Genomic DNA, 17,483 nt, shown 5'->3' with positions numbered 1-17,483 from the left:
ATTCCTAGACGGCGAGAGGCGAACTGACATCGGGAGCAACCGGGCCGTCACGCACCGAAGGGCTCATCACTGGAGTACATCTAGAGCTCCATGCCGGTAGACCCTGCCGCCCTTCATTACAAAGTCCACCTTCGCCGTCGCGGAAATATCCTCCAGGGGGTCTTCCGGCGCAATCGCGCCGAGATCATCGCGCTGCAACAATTCCGCTGCGGCGCTCGTACCAGCCTTCAGAGCGCGGCCGGGCGTGATACCAGCCGCCACCATCGCCTGAAACTCGAGAACGCCTTCGTTGAACGGGAACATGCCGCAATCCGTCTCAAAGGCTATTTTCGCATTGCTTCGTGCGATGCGCTTCTGCGTCGTCGATCGCCGCCACGTCGCGGCGGAATTTCCAGACCGCGTGCTCGGGAAGCCTACCCGCCGTCAGAAGCCTCTTGTCTTCACGCGTCATTTGCATGGTCGGAACGAGAAACGCTCCCGCCTTCTCCGCCATAGCGACGCCCTCGTCCTCGATGAGGTAGCAGTGCTCGAGACTGCGGGCACCCGCGCGCAGCGCCTGCTGGCACCCCTCCGCTGCCCCGGTATGGACGGCCAACGGCAGGCCAAGCTGGTGCGCGGTTTGTCCGAGAGCCTGCATTTCGTCTTCGAACCATGCCACTCTGGCCGGATCGTCGCCGGCGCTCATATAGCCGCCGGTGTTCATAGTCTTGATCCAGTCGGCGCCGAACGCATGCTCCATGCGGACCAGCTCGCGTATTTTCGCTGGCGAGTCCGCAACCCTGGACAGCCCCATATTGCACCGGCACGGAAACATGCCCTGCATGTCGCCGTGGCCCGCCGTTGCGCTGATCATATGTGGAGCAACGATCAGACGCGGTCCGCGAGCCATGCCGCTATCAATGGCGTCGCGCAGGTTGACGGTGAGCCATTCGGGATCCAGCGTCCCCATGTCGCGAAGCGTCGTGAAGCCGTAGCGCATGTATTGCTGGGCGTAATGCAGTCCGGCCAGCGCTTTTGCAGGCGAGCACTGCAGCGTTTGCCGCGCCAGATTCAGCCCGTCGATGCAGAGATGAACATGGGTGTCGATAAAGCCGGGAGAAACAGTGCGGTCGCTGAGATCAAGCACATTCGCGCCGCCGGGCCGGCCGACCGAGCCCGATACCTCGACAATGCTGTCGCCTTCTATCAAGATTTCAGTCGGGCCAAGCATCTTGTCGCCCAGGCCGTCGAACAGTTTTCCGCAGATGATGACGGTTTTCGCCATATGAATTTTCCTCTGCCGGAACTGTACCGACTGATGGCCTTTGGGCGTCCGCCATCATTCCACAGAATGCATCCGGCGCTAGGATTTCTCGGGGCCTTTGGAATTGATCTTTTCGGCGCTCGGATCGTATCGATCCCCGACCTTCGCAACCGGAAGCCGCCAGCCGCGCTTCATCGCCATGACGCGCAGCGAGAAGCATGACATCAGCGCCACCACCGTCACCGGCGCCGCTGGCAACTGCAGCATGTGCCCGACCACCACGATGGCCGCAGCCGCCAGTGCCGCGACGGCATAGAGTTCAGCACGGAGTACCGTCGGAATTTCCGCGAGCAGGACATCGCGTACCATCCCGCCGCCGATCCCGGTGACCATGCCGAGCACTATCGCCATGAGCGGGTTCAATCCGTAGGCCAGCGCTTTCGATGCACCGGTGACGGCGAAGAGCGCGAGACCTGCCGCATCGAAAAGAAGGACCGAGTTCGACATCCGCACGATCAAGGACGAGAAGTAAAAAGTGATAATGCCGGCGAAGAGCGAGACGCCGAGATAGCGCCAGTCGGCAACCGCGCCGGGCGGAACGACACCGATCAGCAGGTCTCGGGTAATGCCGCCCGAATTCGCCGCCGCGAACGACAGCACCAGCACGCCGAACAAGTCCAGTTCTCGCTTGACCCCGGCCAATGCGCCGCTGAGCGCGAAGACGAAGGTGCCCGTCAGATCGAGCGCAAGTGGAAGCCTATCCATGATACCCTTTCCGGCATCAGGCGATCGCCGCGAGATCGGTCATCATACTCATGCCGGCAACCAGGCGCGGGTCGCGACGACCAGCGTTTCCACGCCGGTTTGCAAGGTGGGGTGAAGAACCGGTGCGAATTTCGGGCTGTGGTTCACCGGAAGCTCGGTGAGCTTGTTTGCCGCCTTCGCATTAGCGTAAGTTTCCGGATCGGTGCCGCCGACGAACCAGAAAACCGAGGGTACGTGCCATTCGGTCCCGAACGATCCGAAGTCTTCGCTCGCAGAGGCAGGCCCGGTTTCCCTGACGCGCTCGGCGCCGAAATGCCCTCGGAACGCTTCGACGACACGCTTGCTGGCCTCCCGGTCGTTCACGTTGAGAGGGTAGTGATCCAGCGAGGTGATCTCCGGTTTGCGAGGCGCTCCGGAGGCCGCCGCCTCGGCATTGACGATCCGCTCGATCGCAGCCAGTACGCGCGTCCGGACGCCGACGTCGAAGGTCCGCACATTCAGTTTGATGATGGCCTCGTCCGGAATGACGTTTTCTTTCGTCCCCGCCTGCAGCACGCCGACGGTCACGACCGCTGCCTCCGCGGCGGCCACCTCGCGCGACACGATGGTTTGCAGCCTCAGTACCGTCGCGGCCGCCATCACCACCGGATCGATGCTCGCCTGCGGCATGGACCCGTGCGCGCCACGACCGAACAAGCGAATCTGCAAGCTGTCCGCCGCCGAGGTGATCGCGCCTGGTCGTCCTGCAACGGTGCCTGATGGCCCCACCATGACATGCTGGCCGAGGACCACATCCGGTTTCGGGAAGCGCTTGAACAACCCGTCGTCGATCATGGCCTGGGCACCTTCCGCCGTCTCCTCGCCGGGCTGGAAGACCGCCATTATGGTCCCGCGCCAGGTCGTCCGGGCCTCGGCGAGCAATTTGGTGGCGCCGACGAGCCAGGTCACGTGCATGTCGTGCCCGCACATATGACCGACCGGGACGGTGTTGCCGTCACGATCCCTCGCGGTGATCTTGCTGGCATAGGAAAGTCCCGTCGCCTCGGCGACGGGCAATGCGTCCATGTCGGCGCGCAGCATGACGGTCGGCCCCTCGCCGTTCCGTAGCAGGCCGACCACGCCAGTTTTTCCGACACCTGTCGTGACTTCGTAGCCGGCCGCACGAAGACGATCCGCCGCCAGTCCCGCCGTGCGCGTCTCCTGCATCGACAACTCGGGATGCGAGTGCACGTCCTTGTAAAGGGCTTCCAAGTCTGGGAGGAGTCTTTCGAGATCGCGCAATGCTGAATCGGGAGAACTTGCCTGATTCGAAACCATGGCCTACTCCACTGTTAGGAATCCGAGAATTTGATTGCTGCGTGCGTCCCATCGCAGAACGGCTTGTTCTTCGATTCTCCGCAGCGGCAGAGAGTGACGCGATTGCGAACCTCATATTCGAACCCATCCGCAGCGACGACCGGTATACCACCTCGCAGCCACAGAGGTCCGCTGCACTGCTGCTCGGGGTCCTCGATCAGGCCGATCGATACCGGCAACGCGTGTTCGACGGGTTTACCGGAGGCTTTGTCCCAGGCCACCAGACGCCCCGAGGGGCATTCGTTCACCTGCCGGATAAACATGGTCCGGACTGCGCGATCGTCGGTCTGCGAGACCTGACTCCAAACATTGCCATTCGGGTCGCAGAAACGCCCGAACGCGCAGAGGCTTTCTGCGTCTGTGAGCTGAAGGATCGGGCCGTCCAGCAGCTTCGCCTGATCGAGATAAGTGTCTCGACTCGCCGTCTCGGTACCGACGAAACCGATCTTGAGATGTGAACCGTCGCAGAACGGCTTGGTGCGCGACGCACCGCAGCGGCACAGCGCATAAGTTTCTCGATGCGCGACGGCCGAGCCTTCCTGCCACGCCTCGGACCCACCCTCGGCACTCGTCGTGATGGTCTGTTTGGCGAGAGGGATGTCGCCCGTGACCATGTAGGGACCGTTTTCGGAAACAGTGACGCGAACATTGCTCTTCTCGGAAGTCATGGGTCAGCCCTCCGATGCCGTGGACGTGTTCTTCAGGCAGCCAGCCCGTATCCGACCCCTATCGCTAACCTTGGCGAAGCGATTCCCCGTACCATCTACAGTCGGCCGAGGTACGAAATCGGCGCCTGCCCGACCTACGGATGTCCCCGAAATCATCCAACGCCTGTTTACGAACCTCCGCAAGCGGAATTTCCGGACCGCTCGACCGTCAGAAACGTGATCGTGCCTGGCGCAAACGATACGGATCCCGCAGCGGTCGCCGCTCCCTCGATCGGCGGAAGATTGCCGCCGCCGTCGACCTTGAGCGCCGCCCCGTTCAATTCGACGTCGCCGTTCTGGAGCGGCACAGCCGACAACGTGTAGCGCCTGCTTTCGCAGCGGCACCTCGATCGCTGTCTCGGTCCGCGAGTTATTGATGACAAGGAGCGTCACGCCTCCGGACGAGCCCCTCAGGCAATGGGCATAGACATGCCGCTCCTCCGCGATCTCGACGCCGGAATCCAGAACCGTCGTTCCCATCAGCCTGCGCCACAACAGCGCGCCCCAGTAATTGGGCCTGGGCTCGAACGTCTTCTGGTCGAGGAGCCCGTAATCGCTCGTCGCCAGCGTGTTGTGGATCACCAAAGCTTTTGGGGTCTCCTGCGATAGGTCCATGGTCTGCATCGTCCGTCTCCTAGGCCGCGGCTCGTTCGACCGGCCGCGGGGCTTTCAGCCCGGAGGATTCCGGGGTCCTTCATCCAACGCGCAAAGCGCCTCCAGGATCTAATCGATGGTGACCGGCGCCTTGAGCCCCTCCGGCGCCCGCAGCGGCGAAGAGCGCGAGACCTGCCGCGTCGAAAAGAAGCACCGAATTTGACATCCGCACGATCAAGTAGACGCAGACACCCAATACACGATGGATATAGGCTTGTGAACGAAAGCGGATCGTAGATTGAGGAGCAGCGCACCGTTTCCTGCGTGCCAAACCGGCGGTCGCCCACCTGATAGCCGAAGAACGCGCAAATGACATAAGATCCTTGAAGCTATCGGAATCCATGCCACTGTCAGGGAGGGACGTCATGACGAAAGGAGCCGCTGCACTCATCACCATTTTGTTGGCTATTTTGGCCGCGACGTGCTGGCTGGCCTATCAAGGTTGGACGGCCGCTTCCGATGTTGAGATTTCCACGCACGGCTATATGGCGATGGGGCTTGGCGTATTCTTTTCGTTACTGGTTGGATGTGGGCTTATGGCGCTCGTATTCTATAGTAGCCGGCGGGGCTATGATGACTTGCCGCAAGCGAAAATCAACGTACCCGAAAAAGATATTGCGTCGGATGAGAACGAAGATGGATAAGCAGGGCTAGTGGTTGCTCTACAAGCGGGAGATCGAAAATCGCCCCGGAACGTTGCAACCTCTTCGTTGCCTTCATCAAGGCGATACCTCAATCGCAACTCCTATGTCACTCCGAAGGTCAAGTGTATTGACCCTTTGTGCAATGTGGCTGGAACATTGCGTAGACGAAGGCCAGGGCGGCAGCGCTTGATCGCCCAAGGCGCTAAAGGGCATCGAGGGGCCGATCACGCTGCTCATTGATGCTGCGGCACACTCCGTGGTTAGATCGCAAGGCCCGCCCTCGTCTGCTTTGTTGACAAGGAGGGAATGCATGCGCGCTTGTTCTTCGCTATCGGTTACGATTTTCGCGGTAACAGATCTATTTGCGGTCAATGCAGTTGCGCAAGTTGATCCCGCGGGGCCGCCGGCCGTTGGAGTGGTCGCGGCAGACTCCCGCCCCGACGGCGGAAACCACAGAGATCAACAGTCGCATCCAGTCCATACAGCGCGTGGATCTTGTGCCCCGCGTTACTGCCTTCCTGAACGAGCGTCTGTTTACCGAAGGAGCGGACGTCAAGAAGGGTGACATGCGGGTCATTAATTCTCGAGAGGAGGATACCATGGCATTAAGCATCAGAGACGTGCGCGGCGCCGGAATCGCGCTCATGCTTGTACCCGGCTTGGCCTCTGAGATGTCGAATGCCCAAGCGGCTCAAGTGGACTGGCCAAGTTACAACCGAACGCTAACGTCGGAGCGATTCGTTCCGCTAAATCAAATTGACACGACGAATGCTCAGTCGCTCAAGGTCCTCTGCACTTATGACACAAAGCAGATGACGGGCTTTCAGACTGGTCTCTTACAAGTCGACGGCGCTCTGTTCGCGAGTACCGAGCAAGATACATTTTCCATCGATCCCAACACCTGCCAAGAAAAGTGGCGCGATCACCAAGAGATTCCGCACAGCATGCTCCAAGTAAACCGCGGCGTCGCCGTTCTGGATGGCCATGTGTTCCGCGGGTTCAACGACGGACAAGTGCGGGCGTTCGATGCCAAGTCAGGAAAGATTTTGTGGACCACCCCCATTGCCGATGCGGCAAAGGGCGAGAGTATTCCGGCATCTCCGATCGCCTGGAACGGCCTTGTGTTCATCGGTAACGCTGGCGGCGACAACAAGGGTGTAAAGGGGCGCATCTACGCGCTCGATGCGGCCACTGGGAAGATTGTATGGGAGTTTTATCTCGTGCCACGTGGCCCGGAAGATACCCTGCGCGGGCCTGAGGCGAAGGGCGCTCCGGTGGACATGCGCGCATCATGGAAAAACGCATCGGGATCTCCAATCACCGGGGGCGGTGTATGGACGTCGTACACGCTCGATCCGACCAAGGGACTGCTCTATGTTCCGGGGGGGAACCCCGCACCCGATTTTGTCGGAGAAGAGAGGGAGGGCGCCAATCTGTTGACGTCGTCAATCGTGGTGCTCGATGCAAAGACTGGTACGTACAAGCGCCACTTCCAAATCGTGAAGCACGATTTCCACGATTGGGATGCCTCGACAGCGCCAGCCCTATTTACTACAAAATCCGGCAAGCATTTAATGGCGGTTGCACCTAAAGATGGTCATCTATACGCGTTCGATATCGCGACCGACAGGCTCCTGTACCGGCGGCCGGTTACGACGGTCGCCAATGCCAAGGCTCCGTTGACGACAAGCGGCACACGTTTCTGTCCGGGTAGCCAAGGTGGTGCCGAATGGAATGGCCCCGCCTACGATCCGACTACCGACCTGATCCTCACCGGTGAAGTCGATTGGTGCACCACCATTCACACCGACCCGCTGACTTTGGTCCGGAGCGTGCCTCTAGCCCAGCCGTGGAGCGGGTCGAAAGACGGCTTCGGCGTGATGGATAACACATCGGATTGGGCCGGCTGGCTGATAGCAACCGATGCAGCTACTGGAACAAAAAAGTGGCAATTTAAGTCTCCGTATCCGATCATGAGCGGCGTCACGCCGACCTCTGGTCGCATTGTCTTGGCGGGGGACATGGGAGGAAACTTCTACGTGTTCGATGCCGCTCAGGGAAAGGTGCTCTGGTCCCAGAACCTCGGAGGAGCCATTGCCGGCGGCGTCATTACCTATGACACCGGAGCTGGACAGAAGATCGCCGTCGCGGCCGGAATGACTTCGCCGATTTGGCCTACGGCCAAAGTAACCGGCAAAATTGTACTATTGGGGCTGCACTAAACTACTGCGAGGTTTCCGGCTCTCAAATTTCACGGCGCCGATGGTTACGGCATAGAGCCCTTACGCGCGGAGAACCTACTTCAGTAGTGAGGAGCGGAAGACAGTAGCTGCCGAACCGGAGTGGCCACTCTCCGGCGGCTATCGGGGCCACACCTGACATGCCGAGGATAACCTAATACGGTCGAGAATGACCCCGTAGGCGACATCGCGGCACCATTAGCCGTGATCCGCCTACCGGGGCAGCAAGGCTCAGGACAGACACCATGCCGCAAGAAATTGAAAGAAAATTTCTACTAGCGCATGATGGATGGAAGTCATCCGTCGTCAAATGCGCTCGAATACGCGATGGTCTCGTCGCGTTTACCAATGGTCGTAAAGCGCGCGTGCGAGTTATAAAAGATCAAGCGACAATTGCACTCAAGGGTGCGCGCGAGGGCGTAGGTCGCTCCGAGTTCGAATATGCGATACCCACTTCCGATGCAGAAGAAATCTTGCGCACAATGTGCGATGATAGGGTCATAGAGAAAGTTCGAAATTACGTTCCGTATGCAGGGCTGACTTGGGAAATTGACGTTTATGACGGCATTCTAAACGGCGTCGTAATAGCCGAAGTCGAATTGGATCGAGAGGACCGCGTGCTGGAATTGCCGGGTTGGGTTGGAAGGGAAATAACGGGCGATTTACGGTACAGCAAATTCAACATGGAGAAGGCTGCGAAGCGCGGAGAGCGATTTTGGTAGGACCACAATTCTATCAGATTGGCGAAGGCATCCGCCAAATGGTCGATCAATGTGGAGCGGGTCCGCTGATGTGACAAACGGCGGTTGGAGGCGGGCAGCGCATGTCCGCTCTGCTATTGTGAGGGCGTCATCGACCTCTATGTCGAGATATCGGACAGTGCTTCGATCTTGGTATGCCCGAGCAACAATTGGACGGCCCTGAGCTTGCCAGTCTGCCGATGGATCAAGGTGGCTTTTGTCCGTTGCAGTGAATGCGTCCCAAATAGCCTCGGGTCCAGCGCGACACTTCCGATCCACTCAGACACGAGCCGAGCATATTGGCGCGTTATGGTATTGGGGTCACCGGCAACCGCTTAATCTAAATCAAGCAACTTTCACTGGGCCCGTAAGACGTGGATCGTCGAAGCCGCAGGAGATACCAATATAACACTGCCCAGACAATTTGCCGTGCCCCAGCGCCTCGGTTGAAATTTCGTTCGGAGATTCTGCTATACGTTTAATCGGGAAAAGCCTGCATGGCATCGGCGGATAAGAGGCTATCGGGACAACAGGGGGCGTCGACAAACGTCAAGGCATCGCCATGGGCGCCATTTCAGCATCGTGTCTTTGCCATGCTATGGGTCGCGGCCGTCGTCTCCAACGTCGGCGGCTGGATGTACAGCGCTGCCTCTAGCTGGCTGATGACGAATCTGGACGCCAGTCCCCTGATGGTATCGCTGGTCCAGGCTGCAAACGCCCTCCCGATGTTCCTGTTGGCGGTGCCGGCCGGGGCGCTGGCGGACATCATCGACAGGCGCCGCTTTATCATCGTCCTCGAGATTTTGATCACTGTAGTCTCCGCAATCTTCGCCGCACTGGTCTCGGCCGATCTCGTGAGTCCGGCTACGCTGTTGCTATTCACATTTCTGATCAGCTTATTCGGGGCGTTGGAGGCTCCAGCCTGGCAATCCATCGTGCCGCAACTAGTGTCCAAGCAGGACCTGGCTCCCGCAATCGCGGCTAACAGTGTCGGCATCAATATCAGCCGCGCGATCGGTCCAGCGATCGGCGGCGTGATCATTATTGGATTTGGCATCGCCGCGCCGTTTTGGCTCAACGCCATCAGCAATCTCGGAGTTATCGGCGTACTGCTGTGGTGGCGCTCGCCGCAAAAGCATATGGACAATATGCCAGCCGAACGATTCACCAGCGCTATTCGCACGGGTTTTCGTTACGTGCGTCACAATCGGTCTCTGCGCGCGACGTTGGCGCCAGCCGTTGGGTTCTTTCTGTTTGCCAGTGCGTATTGGGCGTTGCTTCCACTGCTTGCCCGCAATCAGCTCGTAGGTGGACCAGAACTTTATGGTGCCTTGCTAGGTGCAATCGGCGTCGGTGCGGTGGGCGGTGCTTTTGTACTGCCATGGCTGAAAGCAAAAATCGGAGCCAACGCGCTCGTTGCTGCCGGGGAAGTCGGGACGGCTGTGACTCTCGTGTTTTTCGGGTTCGCGCGGGAGCCGATCCTGGCCTTGTCGGCAAGTCTTATCGCAGGCGTCTCGTGGATCGCCGTGCTGGCGAGCCTCAATATCTCGGCTCAGTATGCCTTGCCTGATTGGGTGCGCGGACGCGGCCTTGCCATGTATGTCACGGTATTTTTTGGAACGTTGACGATCGGAAGCGTGCTCTGGGGGCAGGTTGCCGGCATGGTAGGACTTCCCCTGGCTCATTTCATCGCGGCGGGCGGCGCCATCGTCGCAATTCCGGCTACGTGGCGTTGGAAGCTTCGCACCGGTCGCGGGCCCGACCTCACGCCATCCATGCACTGGCCGATGCCTATCGTCGCGCGGCACGTCGAAGATGACCGGGGTCCGGTGCTCGTCACCGTCGAGTACCGGATAAATCCCGACGATCGCGAGGCGTTCCTCGCCGCGCTGGAAAGACTGGAGCATGAACGCCGTCGCGACGGCGCCTACGCGTGGGGAATCTTCGAAGATACCGCCGAGGAGGGCCGCTTCCTCGAAACTTTTCTCGTAGAATCCTGGCTCGAACATCTGCGGCAGCACAAGCGGGTGACAAACGCCGATCGCATATTGCAGGAAACGGTGCATCGTCATGTTCACTGCAAGCCAAAGGTTACGCATCTGATTGCTGCAGAGCTCCCACGCAAACCTACAAATGAAACGCTTTCATAAACCGGAGGCGGCAACGCGTGAAGAGTTTGCTCTCGTTATTTAGGTCAGAGACGGAGTTACTTCCATGAGCTGGCTACCATCGAATGATCCCGAGCCTGGCGACAAACGATCTTGCGATGCTCTCGAACTGGTCATTATTCCGCGCGTGCGAGACTTGGGCGGCTTTGAAGTACGCCGGGCATTGCCGAGCGGCAAGCGCCAGATGGTTGGTCCTTTCATCTTTTTCGACCAAATGGGGCCGGTTCAGTTCATGGCTGGCCAGGGCATGGACGTGAGGCCGCATCCGCATATCGGACTGGCCACCGCGACATACTTGTTCGACGGCCGCGTCATGCATCGGGATAGCGAAGGCAATATAATGGAAATCAAGCCTGGCGCCTTGAACCTGATGACGGCAGGACGCGGAATTGCGCATTCCGAACGCACCCCACAAAGCGCGCGCAGGGGCAACGAGGGCATGTTCGGGATTCAGAGCTGGATCGCGCTTCCCGAAGCGCACGAAGAAACCGCTCCGTCATTTCAGCACTTCGATGCCGCAAGCCTGCCGATCATTGAGGCGGGAGGCACGCGCGCGAGGATCATTGCCGGATCAGCGTTCGGCAAGAAATCTCCAGTGGGAGTGCTTTCGGAGTGGTTTTATGCTGAAGTGATGCTCGAACCAGGCGCGAGCGCGCCGCTCGATCCTGATCATGAAGAACGCGACATCTACGTGGTCGAAGGCGAGATCGATATCGCAGGCGAGACATTCGAGGGGCCCCGGCTCCTGATCTTTCGCCCGAACGACCCTATCACGGTACGAGCAACGCGGACTGCACGTCTGATGTTTCTTGGGGGCAACGCCATGGAAGGTCGGCGATACATTTGGTGGAATTTTGTCTCCTCGCGCAGAGAGCGGATCGAGCAGGCGAAAGAGGACTGGAAAACTGGACGGTTTAAGCCGGTGCCGGACGAAACCGAGTTTATTCCGCTGCCGGAGAAGTAGGCGAGCGCAGGTTTGGGTTAACGTTTTTGAGTTCGACTCCACTAAACCGCAATGGAAAGGACGATGCGGCGCTGTGACCAAGTTTTGCGCTGGGTAGCCCGTTGGCACGATCCCCCCCTTGAGCGAGCCGGCCAATCAGGCGTCTGCCCACCGCTTTCACGCCTTTGCTGAAATGTGCTGAAATGAGATTGGAATCGATAGGCAAAAGACCGCGCGCCGTTTGGCCACCGTCAACAAGATAGACTTGACTGGTCGCCTAAGATGCAGCCTCCGAGCAGAGAAACAATACCATCCCGGTCATCTCCTCGGACTCGGCGTCCTGATGCATCAACGCCGCAGCCTTCATTTGCGCGTTAAGCTCCTTATCGTCGTCCCAGCCTTGGGACGCCTTAAAGAGGCAATTACGAAACGTCAAAATGGATAGGAGGGAGCTTTGTACTGAAGTGTGATCCAGTGAGCAGTTGTGAATTCATCCATTGCCCACTCACCATTGAACCGGCCCAGCCCGGAATTCTTTTCACCGCCGAACGGAGCATTTGGTTGATCATCCACCGTGACGCTGTTGATGTGAGTCATGCCCGCAATGATACCCCGCGCGAACCTGACCCCGCGCTCGAAATCTCGGGTGAAGACCGCGCTCGATAGCCCATATTCTGTGGCGTTGGAGAGCTCGAGCGCATGGCTCTCGTCCCGCGCCTTGATGACAGGGAGAAGCGGCCCAAAACTCTCGTCGCGCGCGATTGACCAATCGGGGTCCACCCCGGTGAAAAGGTGCGGCGGCAGGAGATTGCCGGTTGGTTTGGCGCCGATGACCTCGCGCCCTCCATCACGCTTCACATGGTCGATTTTCTCGAGCAGACCTTTCAGTTGCTGCTCGTTGATGATCGGCCCAATCACCGTATCCGCATCGTTGGGATTGCCAACCCGGAGCCGGCGCACCCTGTCAGCCACGGCGTCGACGAATGAGTCATGGATCCCGGCATCGACGATCACCCGGTTTGTGCTCATGCAAATCTGGCCTTGATGGAGGAAGCGCCCCACAACCGCCGCACGCGCCGCCTGCTCGATATCGGCGTCGGCCAACACCACGAGCGGCGAGTTGCCGCCCAGTTCGAGAGCCACCCGCTTGATGTGCGTCCCGCTGCTCGCGATCCTCCCGATCCCGCGCCCAACAGCGGTCGATCCGGTGAAGGAGATCAGCCGGGGCGTTGGATGCTCAACGATGTAGTCGCCGATCTCACCGCCGGCCCCGATCACGACGTTGAGGACGCCTGGAGGAAGCCCAGCCTCCTCAAATAGCTTCGCGAGCAACAATCCGCCCGTCACTGGCGTGTCGCTGGCGGGCTTCAGTATGACGCTGTTTCCAAGCGCCAGCGCCGGCGCAACCGAGCGCATGCTGAGATGAAGCGGAAAGTTCCAGGGGCTGATGACGGTGACCACTCTCAGGGGCTCACGGTACACGCGGCTTTCCTGCCCGGCAGTGGCGGCGGCAAGGATCCGCCCCTCGACGCGGCCGGGAAAGCTGGCAGATTCGATGATGATCCCGCGTGCGCTCGCGATCTCGACGTTGGCCTTGATCCGGGTGCTGCCAGATTCCCGGATTAGCCATGAGGCGATTTCTTCGTGCCGCGTATCAAGGATGGTCGCCGCGCGATACATGACTTGCGCGCGCTGGTCCGGGAGTTGGGCAGCCCAATCGCGCTGCGCGTTTGCCGCCGCTTCATAGGCGGAGTCGACATCGTCCCGGCTCGCCTGCGGGATTTCGACGAGAGCATCGCCGGTGTACGGATCGCGGTCAATATTACGCCGTGCAGAGCGGCCCTGAACCCACTTTCCGGCAATAGCCAGTCGGTCTAGATTGGAATAAGGCGTTGGCTGAAGGTTCACCATCGGTTGCGACGCCGGCATATCAAACCTCCAGCTCTCTCGGGTTCACGGGTTGGGGTTGATGCGGACGATCGGCTTGATCGTGCCGCCCTTTTCGCTGTCCGCCGCAGCAGTGTTGATTTCGTCGAAGTCGTAAAATTTGACGAGCCGATCGAACGGAAAGCGGCCTTGCATGAACAGATCGACGAGATGCGGGATAAAGATGTCCGGCACGCTGTCGCCTTCGACGATGCCTCGGATACGCTTGCAGCTCTGCATCAAATCGTTGGCATCGATCGCGAGGTTGGCGCCAGGCTTGTAGGCGCCGATCACGCCGCACAGCCCGCGCGGGCGCAGCGCATCGACCGCCGAGCGCGTCACCTCGGGGCGCCCGGTGGAATCCAGCGAGAAATCGACACCTGTTCCGGTGACCCTGCGGATCGCCTCGACTGGGTCCTGCTCCCGGCTATTGATGACATGCGTCGCGCCAAGCGTTTTCGCAAGCTCGAGCCGCGACGGCACAACATCGATGGCGAAGATCGTCGTCGCACCGGTGACGGCCGCAGCCATGACCGCGCTCAATCCGACGGCGCCGCCGCCAAACGCCGCAAAGCTCGCGCCCGCGCCCACCTTGAGCGCATTGATGACGGCGCCTGCGCCGGTCTGGATGCCGCAACCGAGCGGCCCGAGCAGTTCCAGCGGCGCGTCGGTTCGGACTTTCACCGCATTGCGCACATTCGAAATGGCGAAGCCGGCAAACGATGATTGGCCGAAGAAGCGGTCGTGGAGTTCGTGCCCCTCATGATCGCACAGCGCATGCGAGCCATCATGCCGGTGGCCGGAGAAATTCAGCTCGTTGAAATTCTCGCAACTGGCCGGTGCGCCCTCCAGACAGGCCCGGCAATGACCACACGAAAGAAACGTCAGAACGACATGATCGCCCGGCGCGACTTTCTCGACACCGGGCCCGACCACCACGACGATCCCGGCGCCCTCGTGGCCGAGTACGATCGGCTGCGGAACCGGATAGACCTGATCTCGCGCCACCATATCGGTATGGCACATCCCGGTCGCAACGATGCGCACCAAGATCTCGTCGGGGCGTAGCGGACCTATGGTGACCTGCTCGAGCGCAAATGGGCCGCCCTTGTTGCGGACGACAGCGGCTTGACATTCTCTCGTTGGAACCGGCTGCGATGACATGAGCGAACTCCCGCTGATCGAACCATATAAAGCTCGCCAAGCGCGCGGCTAAGCCTCCGGGGGCAAGACCGACAGCACCCTGGCGATGAAGGCGTGAAACTCCACCATGTACTGGCGCAGGAACTGTTCGGTCGATTCCACCGTAACTTCGCCGGCGTCGGTGATGAGACCGGGAGTGAAATGGATATAGGCCTCGGGTGCATTCATCTGGGGTGAATTGCAGAAGCTCAGGACGCTTCGCAGGCTCTGCTGCGCTACGGCGGTGCCGATCGCGCCGGGAGACGCCCCGATAACCGCCGAGGGCTTGTGCGTAAAGGAATTGGTGCCATAGGGGCGGCTCGCCCAATCGATTGCATTTTTCAGCCCGCCAGGGATCGAGCGGTTGTATTCGGGCGTGACGAAGAGCACGGCATCGGCCGCCTTGATGGCATCCTTGAATTTTCGTGCCACGGGCGGAAAATCGGGATCGTAATCATAACTGTAAAGCGGCAAGTCCTTGAAAACGATTTCCGTGAAGGAGAGGCTCTCCGGGGCGAGAAGAGTAAGGGCTCTCGCAAGTTTGCGATTGATCGATCCGGTCGCGAGGCTACCGATCAGATACCCGACCTTGTACTTCGTCATCGCCTAATCTCCCGGTTTCAGAGCGACTGAGGCCTGCAACAGTTTATGCATCCGATTTGCATGGACGGCTGTCCACCTGAACCGGTAGCCTCAAGACCGCGTATACGGACTTAGTGAGAAGAAACTCAGAATTCTCCGTGTGCTAAACAGTGATTCCCGATTTGCCGGGAGCAAAGATGCCATTCGGATCCAGCGCGCGTTTCAGCGTCTGGTTGATGTTGCGTTGTTCCGGGCCGTAGATCTCGGCCACGCGGTCCATAAAGACGTTATTGACCCGGTACACGGCGTATCCCTGCTTCGCGAACTCATCCAGCAACGTGGCGAAGCAATCATGGGCGCGCTTTCTCTCGTCGAGATCGGTCCGGTCGTACAGCACATCGATTATGTGATGCATCGCGCGTTGGCCAACGATGAATTCCCCGACATAGTCGAGGCCAAATCGGTTGAGGATCTCCGTCGCAAGCTGGACCTGCTTGAGGGTTTCGGAGCCGCGCGCCTGGGCCACCGGAGCGAACCACATCGAGCCACCGCCGCCGCGCCAGTTGTACAGGCCGAATTCGGTCATGGTCATGTTGCCGCGCATGAGATCAGCGCGATATTTGAACGCCACCTCCTCACCAGCCTGCTCTTCGGTAACGATTTCCCCGATGCCTGATGCCTTGACCTGGTCGGTGACGATCTTCCAGTTGACGTCGACCTGCTCCTTGGTCCCGTACAGGGCCGCATAAGCCGTCCAGGCGCCAATCTTATGCTCGTCACGAATGCGCTGGATAATTGCCTTGGGAGTGGCGCCAGCCTCGGTGGTGTAGTCGGAACGCCGTACCGTGGCGCTGGCCTCGTAGAGGGTGCCGACGAGCACGACCCCATTGGGGATGATTCCGTTGATGCTGAGCGGCCGGAACATCTCAACCAACGCCTCGATGTCCTCGTCCTTTTCGTACTTGATGGCAAACGGCTTGTAGACGGGCGGCTCGGGCATCAGCCACAAGCCCATCTTGGTCACGACACCGAAGTTCGACTGCGTAAATAGGCCCTCGAGATAAGGTCCGTAACCCCATTTGAAGACCTGCCAGGTATTGGCACCCTTGACGCCGCCCATCGCCGTGCGAAGTACGTCGCCGTTGGCCAGTACGACTTCCATGCCGCAGGAGAACAGGAAATGCTCCGAGTAGGGCGTGTAGCCGACGCCCCGATCAAGCGTGTTGCCGACGGGTCCGACGATCGCAGATGGCGCCGGCGGATCGACCCATAGCTTATAGCCCTTTCCCCGATGTAATCGACGAGCTGCTGATAGGTCACGCCCGGTTCGATCAGTGCGGTACACATCACCGGATCGACCTCGATGATCTTGTTCATCCGCTTCAGGTCGAGAATGACTTGTCCCCTGTCGTGCGGTGCCGCTGTACCGTAGCCGAAATTGTGACCCGTCGAGACCGTCCAGATCGGAATCTTATACTCGTTGCAGATGGCCACGATGCCTTGGATTTGTTCGACCGTGGTGGCGGTCAACGCCGCGGACGGCGCAAACTCCTCCTCCGGTTTCGGCATCATGATTTTCCTGTAGGAGACCAGCTGTTCGTTCCTCAGCAGGACGCTATCCTCCCCCAACAACGCTCGGAACTTGTCGACCGCCTGTTGAAACGCCTGTTGCGGCACGCCGCGGGGAAGGACGGCGCTGTTCTGCTCTGCCATCTTCGTGAACTCCTTCAGGGCTCGATCAGGAACGAAACGAAAGTCCCCGTGAGAGGTGGGCTTCCTGTTCTCGGTACACCTGAGAGGGCTGCCGTGGCGTGCCCGCCGCCAAACAAGGCAAGCATCGATCCCAACGCTGCCGGCCACGATTGGGCGTCAGCGAAAGAGCTTTGAGAGGCAAGGTCGGGCGACCCCGCGTTCATGACGTAGTGGCTTGGTTTCCCGCCTCGCGCGGCATGCTGAGCGAGCCACGGCAAACGCGCTCCTGTGGCCCTGGCCATCTGAACGACGAACGCGCCGGTGCCGTCATCGACCAGACCGATGATGTGGACGGGTGGGCGGGAACGCAGCAGCCGATTCAGCTTCTGCACGAAATCCACGCTGAAATCGGCACGAATGATTTCTACAGTCGTGCCCTGCGGGGTCGCGGCGATGCCTTGAAGGAAGGTGGATTGTTCGGCTGCATCATTAACCAGCGCGATGGCGCGCTGCGTCGGAAGCCCCGCTTCCCCATCATCAGACGCCAAGGCTCGGGACGCCAACGATGTGCTCGCTGGTAAGCCGACTAAGCCGGTGGCTACGATGCCATTCAATATGAGGCGACGATCAAGCTCCATCTC

16 protein-coding genes and 1 pseudogene are annotated in these 17,483 nt (G+C 59.7%); 5 read left to right on the top strand and 12 right to left on the bottom strand.

Translation table 11 applies throughout. The features are described 5' to 3' along the window. Positions 1 to 66: 66 nt before the first annotated feature. From F8237_RS36655 to F8237_RS17835, 5 genes are all read right to left on the bottom strand, one after another. A complete protein-coding gene (locus F8237_RS36655) occupies positions 67 to 303 on the bottom strand; it encodes a hypothetical protein (protein WP_201280130.1) in 237 nt (78 codons plus the stop codon). Positions 304 to 316: 13 nt separating this feature from the next. Then, complete coding sequence (locus tag F8237_RS17850; RefSeq protein WP_201280129.1) at positions 317 to 1,264, bottom strand: amidohydrolase family protein; 948 nt, start codon at positions 1,262 to 1,264, stop codon at positions 317 to 319. A 78-nt stretch (positions 1,265 to 1,342) separates the two neighbouring features. Next, a complete protein-coding gene (locus tag F8237_RS17845; RefSeq protein WP_151646670.1) occupies positions 1,343 to 2,008 on the bottom strand; it encodes a trimeric intracellular cation channel family protein in 666 nt (221 codons plus the stop codon). Positions 2,009 to 2,056: 48 nt separating this feature from the next. Continuing rightward, positions 2,057 to 3,325: a M20 family metallopeptidase gene (locus F8237_RS17840; RefSeq protein ID WP_151646668.1), complete on the bottom strand. Its 1,269-nt coding sequence runs from the start codon at positions 3,323 to 3,325 to the stop codon at positions 2,057 to 2,059. A gap of 14 nt (positions 3,326 to 3,339) precedes the next feature. Further along, positions 3,340 to 4,032: a CDGSH iron-sulfur domain-containing protein gene (locus tag F8237_RS17835; RefSeq protein ID WP_151646666.1), complete on the bottom strand. Its 693-nt coding sequence runs from the start codon at positions 4,030 to 4,032 to the stop codon at positions 3,340 to 3,342. A gap of 1,058 nt (positions 4,033 to 5,090) precedes the next feature. On the opposite strand from F8237_RS17835, the gene F8237_RS36365 reads away from it, so the two are divergent. The 3 genes from F8237_RS36365 (at position 5,091) to F8237_RS17820 (ending at position 8,331) form a co-directional block, all read left to right on the top strand. Further along, positions 5,091 to 5,369, top strand: coding sequence for an Asp23/Gls24 family envelope stress response protein (locus F8237_RS36365; RefSeq protein ID WP_151646664.1), 279 nt, complete (start codon positions 5,091 to 5,093; stop codon positions 5,367 to 5,369). Between the two features lie 599 nt (positions 5,370 to 5,968). Further along, a complete protein-coding gene (locus F8237_RS17825; protein WP_162006103.1) occupies positions 5,969 to 7,591 on the top strand; it encodes a pyrroloquinoline quinone-dependent dehydrogenase in 1,623 nt (540 codons plus the stop codon). 263 nt (positions 7,592 to 7,854) lie between these two features. Continuing rightward, on the top strand, positions 7,855 to 8,331 hold the full coding sequence (locus tag F8237_RS17820; protein ID WP_151646660.1) for a CYTH domain-containing protein: 477 nt from the start codon (positions 7,855 to 7,857) through the stop codon (positions 8,329 to 8,331). Positions 8,332 to 8,436: 105 nt separating this feature from the next. Here F8237_RS17820 and F8237_RS37460 read toward each other — a convergent pair. After that, positions 8,437 to 8,657 (bottom strand): annotated as a pseudogene (locus F8237_RS37460) (site-specific integrase); the annotation flags it as partial. A gap of 189 nt (positions 8,658 to 8,846) precedes the next feature. Between F8237_RS37460 and F8237_RS17810 the strand changes: the two are divergent. Both F8237_RS17810 and F8237_RS17805 read left to right on the top strand, forming a co-directional pair. Then, on the top strand, positions 8,847 to 10,499 hold the full coding sequence (locus F8237_RS17810) for an MFS transporter (RefSeq protein WP_151646658.1): 1,653 nt from the start codon (positions 8,847 to 8,849) through the stop codon (positions 10,497 to 10,499). Positions 10,500 to 10,563: 64 nt separating this feature from the next. Next, positions 10,564 to 11,481: a pirin family protein gene (locus F8237_RS17805; protein ID WP_151646656.1), complete on the top strand. Its 918-nt coding sequence runs from the start codon at positions 10,564 to 10,566 to the stop codon at positions 11,479 to 11,481. A 411-nt stretch (positions 11,482 to 11,892) separates the two neighbouring features. Here F8237_RS17805 and F8237_RS17800 read toward each other — a convergent pair whose 3' ends face one another. The 6 genes from F8237_RS17800 to F8237_RS17780 form a co-directional block, all read right to left on the bottom strand. Next, the gene (locus F8237_RS17800) at positions 11,893 to 13,389 is read right to left on the bottom strand and encodes an aldehyde dehydrogenase family protein (protein ID WP_244625925.1); all 1,497 of its coding nucleotides are present in this window, start codon (positions 13,387 to 13,389) and stop codon (positions 11,893 to 11,895) included. A 24-nt stretch (positions 13,390 to 13,413) separates the two neighbouring features. Further along, positions 13,414 to 14,550, bottom strand: a complete 1,137-nt coding sequence (locus F8237_RS17795) for an NAD(P)-dependent alcohol dehydrogenase (RefSeq protein ID WP_151646654.1) — start codon at positions 14,548 to 14,550, stop codon at positions 13,414 to 13,416. Positions 14,551 to 14,598: 48 nt separating this feature from the next. Beyond that, a complete protein-coding gene (locus tag F8237_RS17790; RefSeq protein ID WP_151646652.1) occupies positions 14,599 to 15,171 on the bottom strand; it encodes an NADPH-dependent FMN reductase in 573 nt (190 codons plus the stop codon). Between the two features lie 142 nt (positions 15,172 to 15,313). Beyond that, positions 15,314 to 16,075 (bottom strand): FAD-linked oxidase C-terminal domain-containing protein, encoded by a 762-nt coding sequence (locus tag F8237_RS36650; protein ID WP_244626147.1) that lies wholly within the window; start codon positions 16,073 to 16,075, stop codon positions 15,314 to 15,316. 95 nt (positions 16,076 to 16,170) lie between these two features. Next, the gene (locus F8237_RS36900) at positions 16,171 to 16,863 is read right to left on the bottom strand and encodes an FAD-binding oxidoreductase (RefSeq protein ID WP_244625924.1); all 693 of its coding nucleotides are present in this window, start codon (positions 16,861 to 16,863) and stop codon (positions 16,171 to 16,173) included. Positions 16,864 to 16,877: 14 nt separating this feature from the next. Then, positions 16,878 to 17,480: a hypothetical protein gene (locus F8237_RS17780; RefSeq protein WP_151646651.1), complete on the bottom strand. Its 603-nt coding sequence runs from the start codon at positions 17,478 to 17,480 to the stop codon at positions 16,878 to 16,880. Between the last annotated feature and the right edge of the window lie 3 nt (positions 17,481 to 17,483).

Origin of the sequence: Bradyrhizobium betae (assembly GCF_008932115.1) — a bacterium.
GTDB lineage: Bacteria > Pseudomonadota > Alphaproteobacteria > Rhizobiales > Xanthobacteraceae > Bradyrhizobium > Bradyrhizobium betae.
This window is presented reverse-complemented; position numbering and strand designations above follow the sequence as displayed.

What these genes read in the sequence shown, in the direction of transcription:
- F8237_RS36655 (WP_201280130.1), bottom strand. Translation starts at nt 303, where the DNA reads ATGTTCCCGTTCAACGAAGGCGTTCTCGAGTTTCAGGCGATGGTGGCG.
- F8237_RS17850 (WP_201280129.1), bottom strand. Translation starts at nt 1,264, where the DNA reads ATGGCGAAAACCGTCATCATCTGCGGAAAACTGTTCGACGGCCTGGGC.
- F8237_RS17845 (WP_151646670.1), bottom strand. Translation starts at nt 2,008, where the DNA reads ATGGATAGGCTTCCACTTGCGCTCGATCTGACGGGCACCTTCGTCTTC.
- F8237_RS17840 (WP_151646668.1), bottom strand. Translation starts at nt 3,325, where the DNA reads ATGGTTTCGAATCAGGCAAGTTCTCCCGATTCAGCATTGCGCGATCTC.
- F8237_RS17835 (WP_151646666.1), bottom strand. Translation starts at nt 4,032, where the DNA reads ATGACTTCCGAGAAGAGCAATGTTCGCGTCACTGTTTCCGAAAACGGT.
- F8237_RS36365 (WP_151646664.1), top strand. Translation starts at nt 5,091, where the DNA reads ATGACGAAAGGAGCCGCTGCACTCATCACCATTTTGTTGGCTATTTTG.
- F8237_RS17825 (WP_162006103.1), top strand. Translation starts at nt 5,969, where the DNA reads ATGGCATTAAGCATCAGAGACGTGCGCGGCGCCGGAATCGCGCTCATG.
- F8237_RS17820 (WP_151646660.1), top strand. Translation starts at nt 7,855, where the DNA reads ATGCCGCAAGAAATTGAAAGAAAATTTCTACTAGCGCATGATGGATGG.
- F8237_RS17810 (WP_151646658.1), top strand. Translation starts at nt 8,847, where the DNA reads ATGGCATCGGCGGATAAGAGGCTATCGGGACAACAGGGGGCGTCGACA.
- F8237_RS17805 (WP_151646656.1), top strand. Translation starts at nt 10,564, where the DNA reads ATGAGCTGGCTACCATCGAATGATCCCGAGCCTGGCGACAAACGATCT.
- F8237_RS17800 (WP_244625925.1), bottom strand. Translation starts at nt 13,389, where the DNA reads ATGCCGGCGTCGCAACCGATGGTGAACCTTCAGCCAACGCCTTATTCC.
- F8237_RS17795 (WP_151646654.1), bottom strand. Translation starts at nt 14,550, where the DNA reads ATGTCATCGCAGCCGGTTCCAACGAGAGAATGTCAAGCCGCTGTCGTC.
- F8237_RS17790 (WP_151646652.1), bottom strand. Translation starts at nt 15,171, where the DNA reads ATGACGAAGTACAAGGTCGGGTATCTGATCGGTAGCCTCGCGACCGGA.
- F8237_RS36650 (WP_244626147.1), bottom strand. Translation starts at nt 16,075, where the DNA reads ATGTTCCGGCCGCTCAGCATCAACGGAATCATCCCCAATGGGGTCGTG.
- F8237_RS36900 (WP_244625924.1), bottom strand. Translation starts at nt 16,863, where the DNA reads ATGGCAGAGCAGAACAGCGCCGTCCTTCCCCGCGGCGTGCCGCAACAG.
- F8237_RS17780 (WP_151646651.1), bottom strand. Translation starts at nt 17,480, where the DNA reads ATGGAGCTTGATCGTCGCCTCATATTGAATGGCATCGTAGCCACCGGC.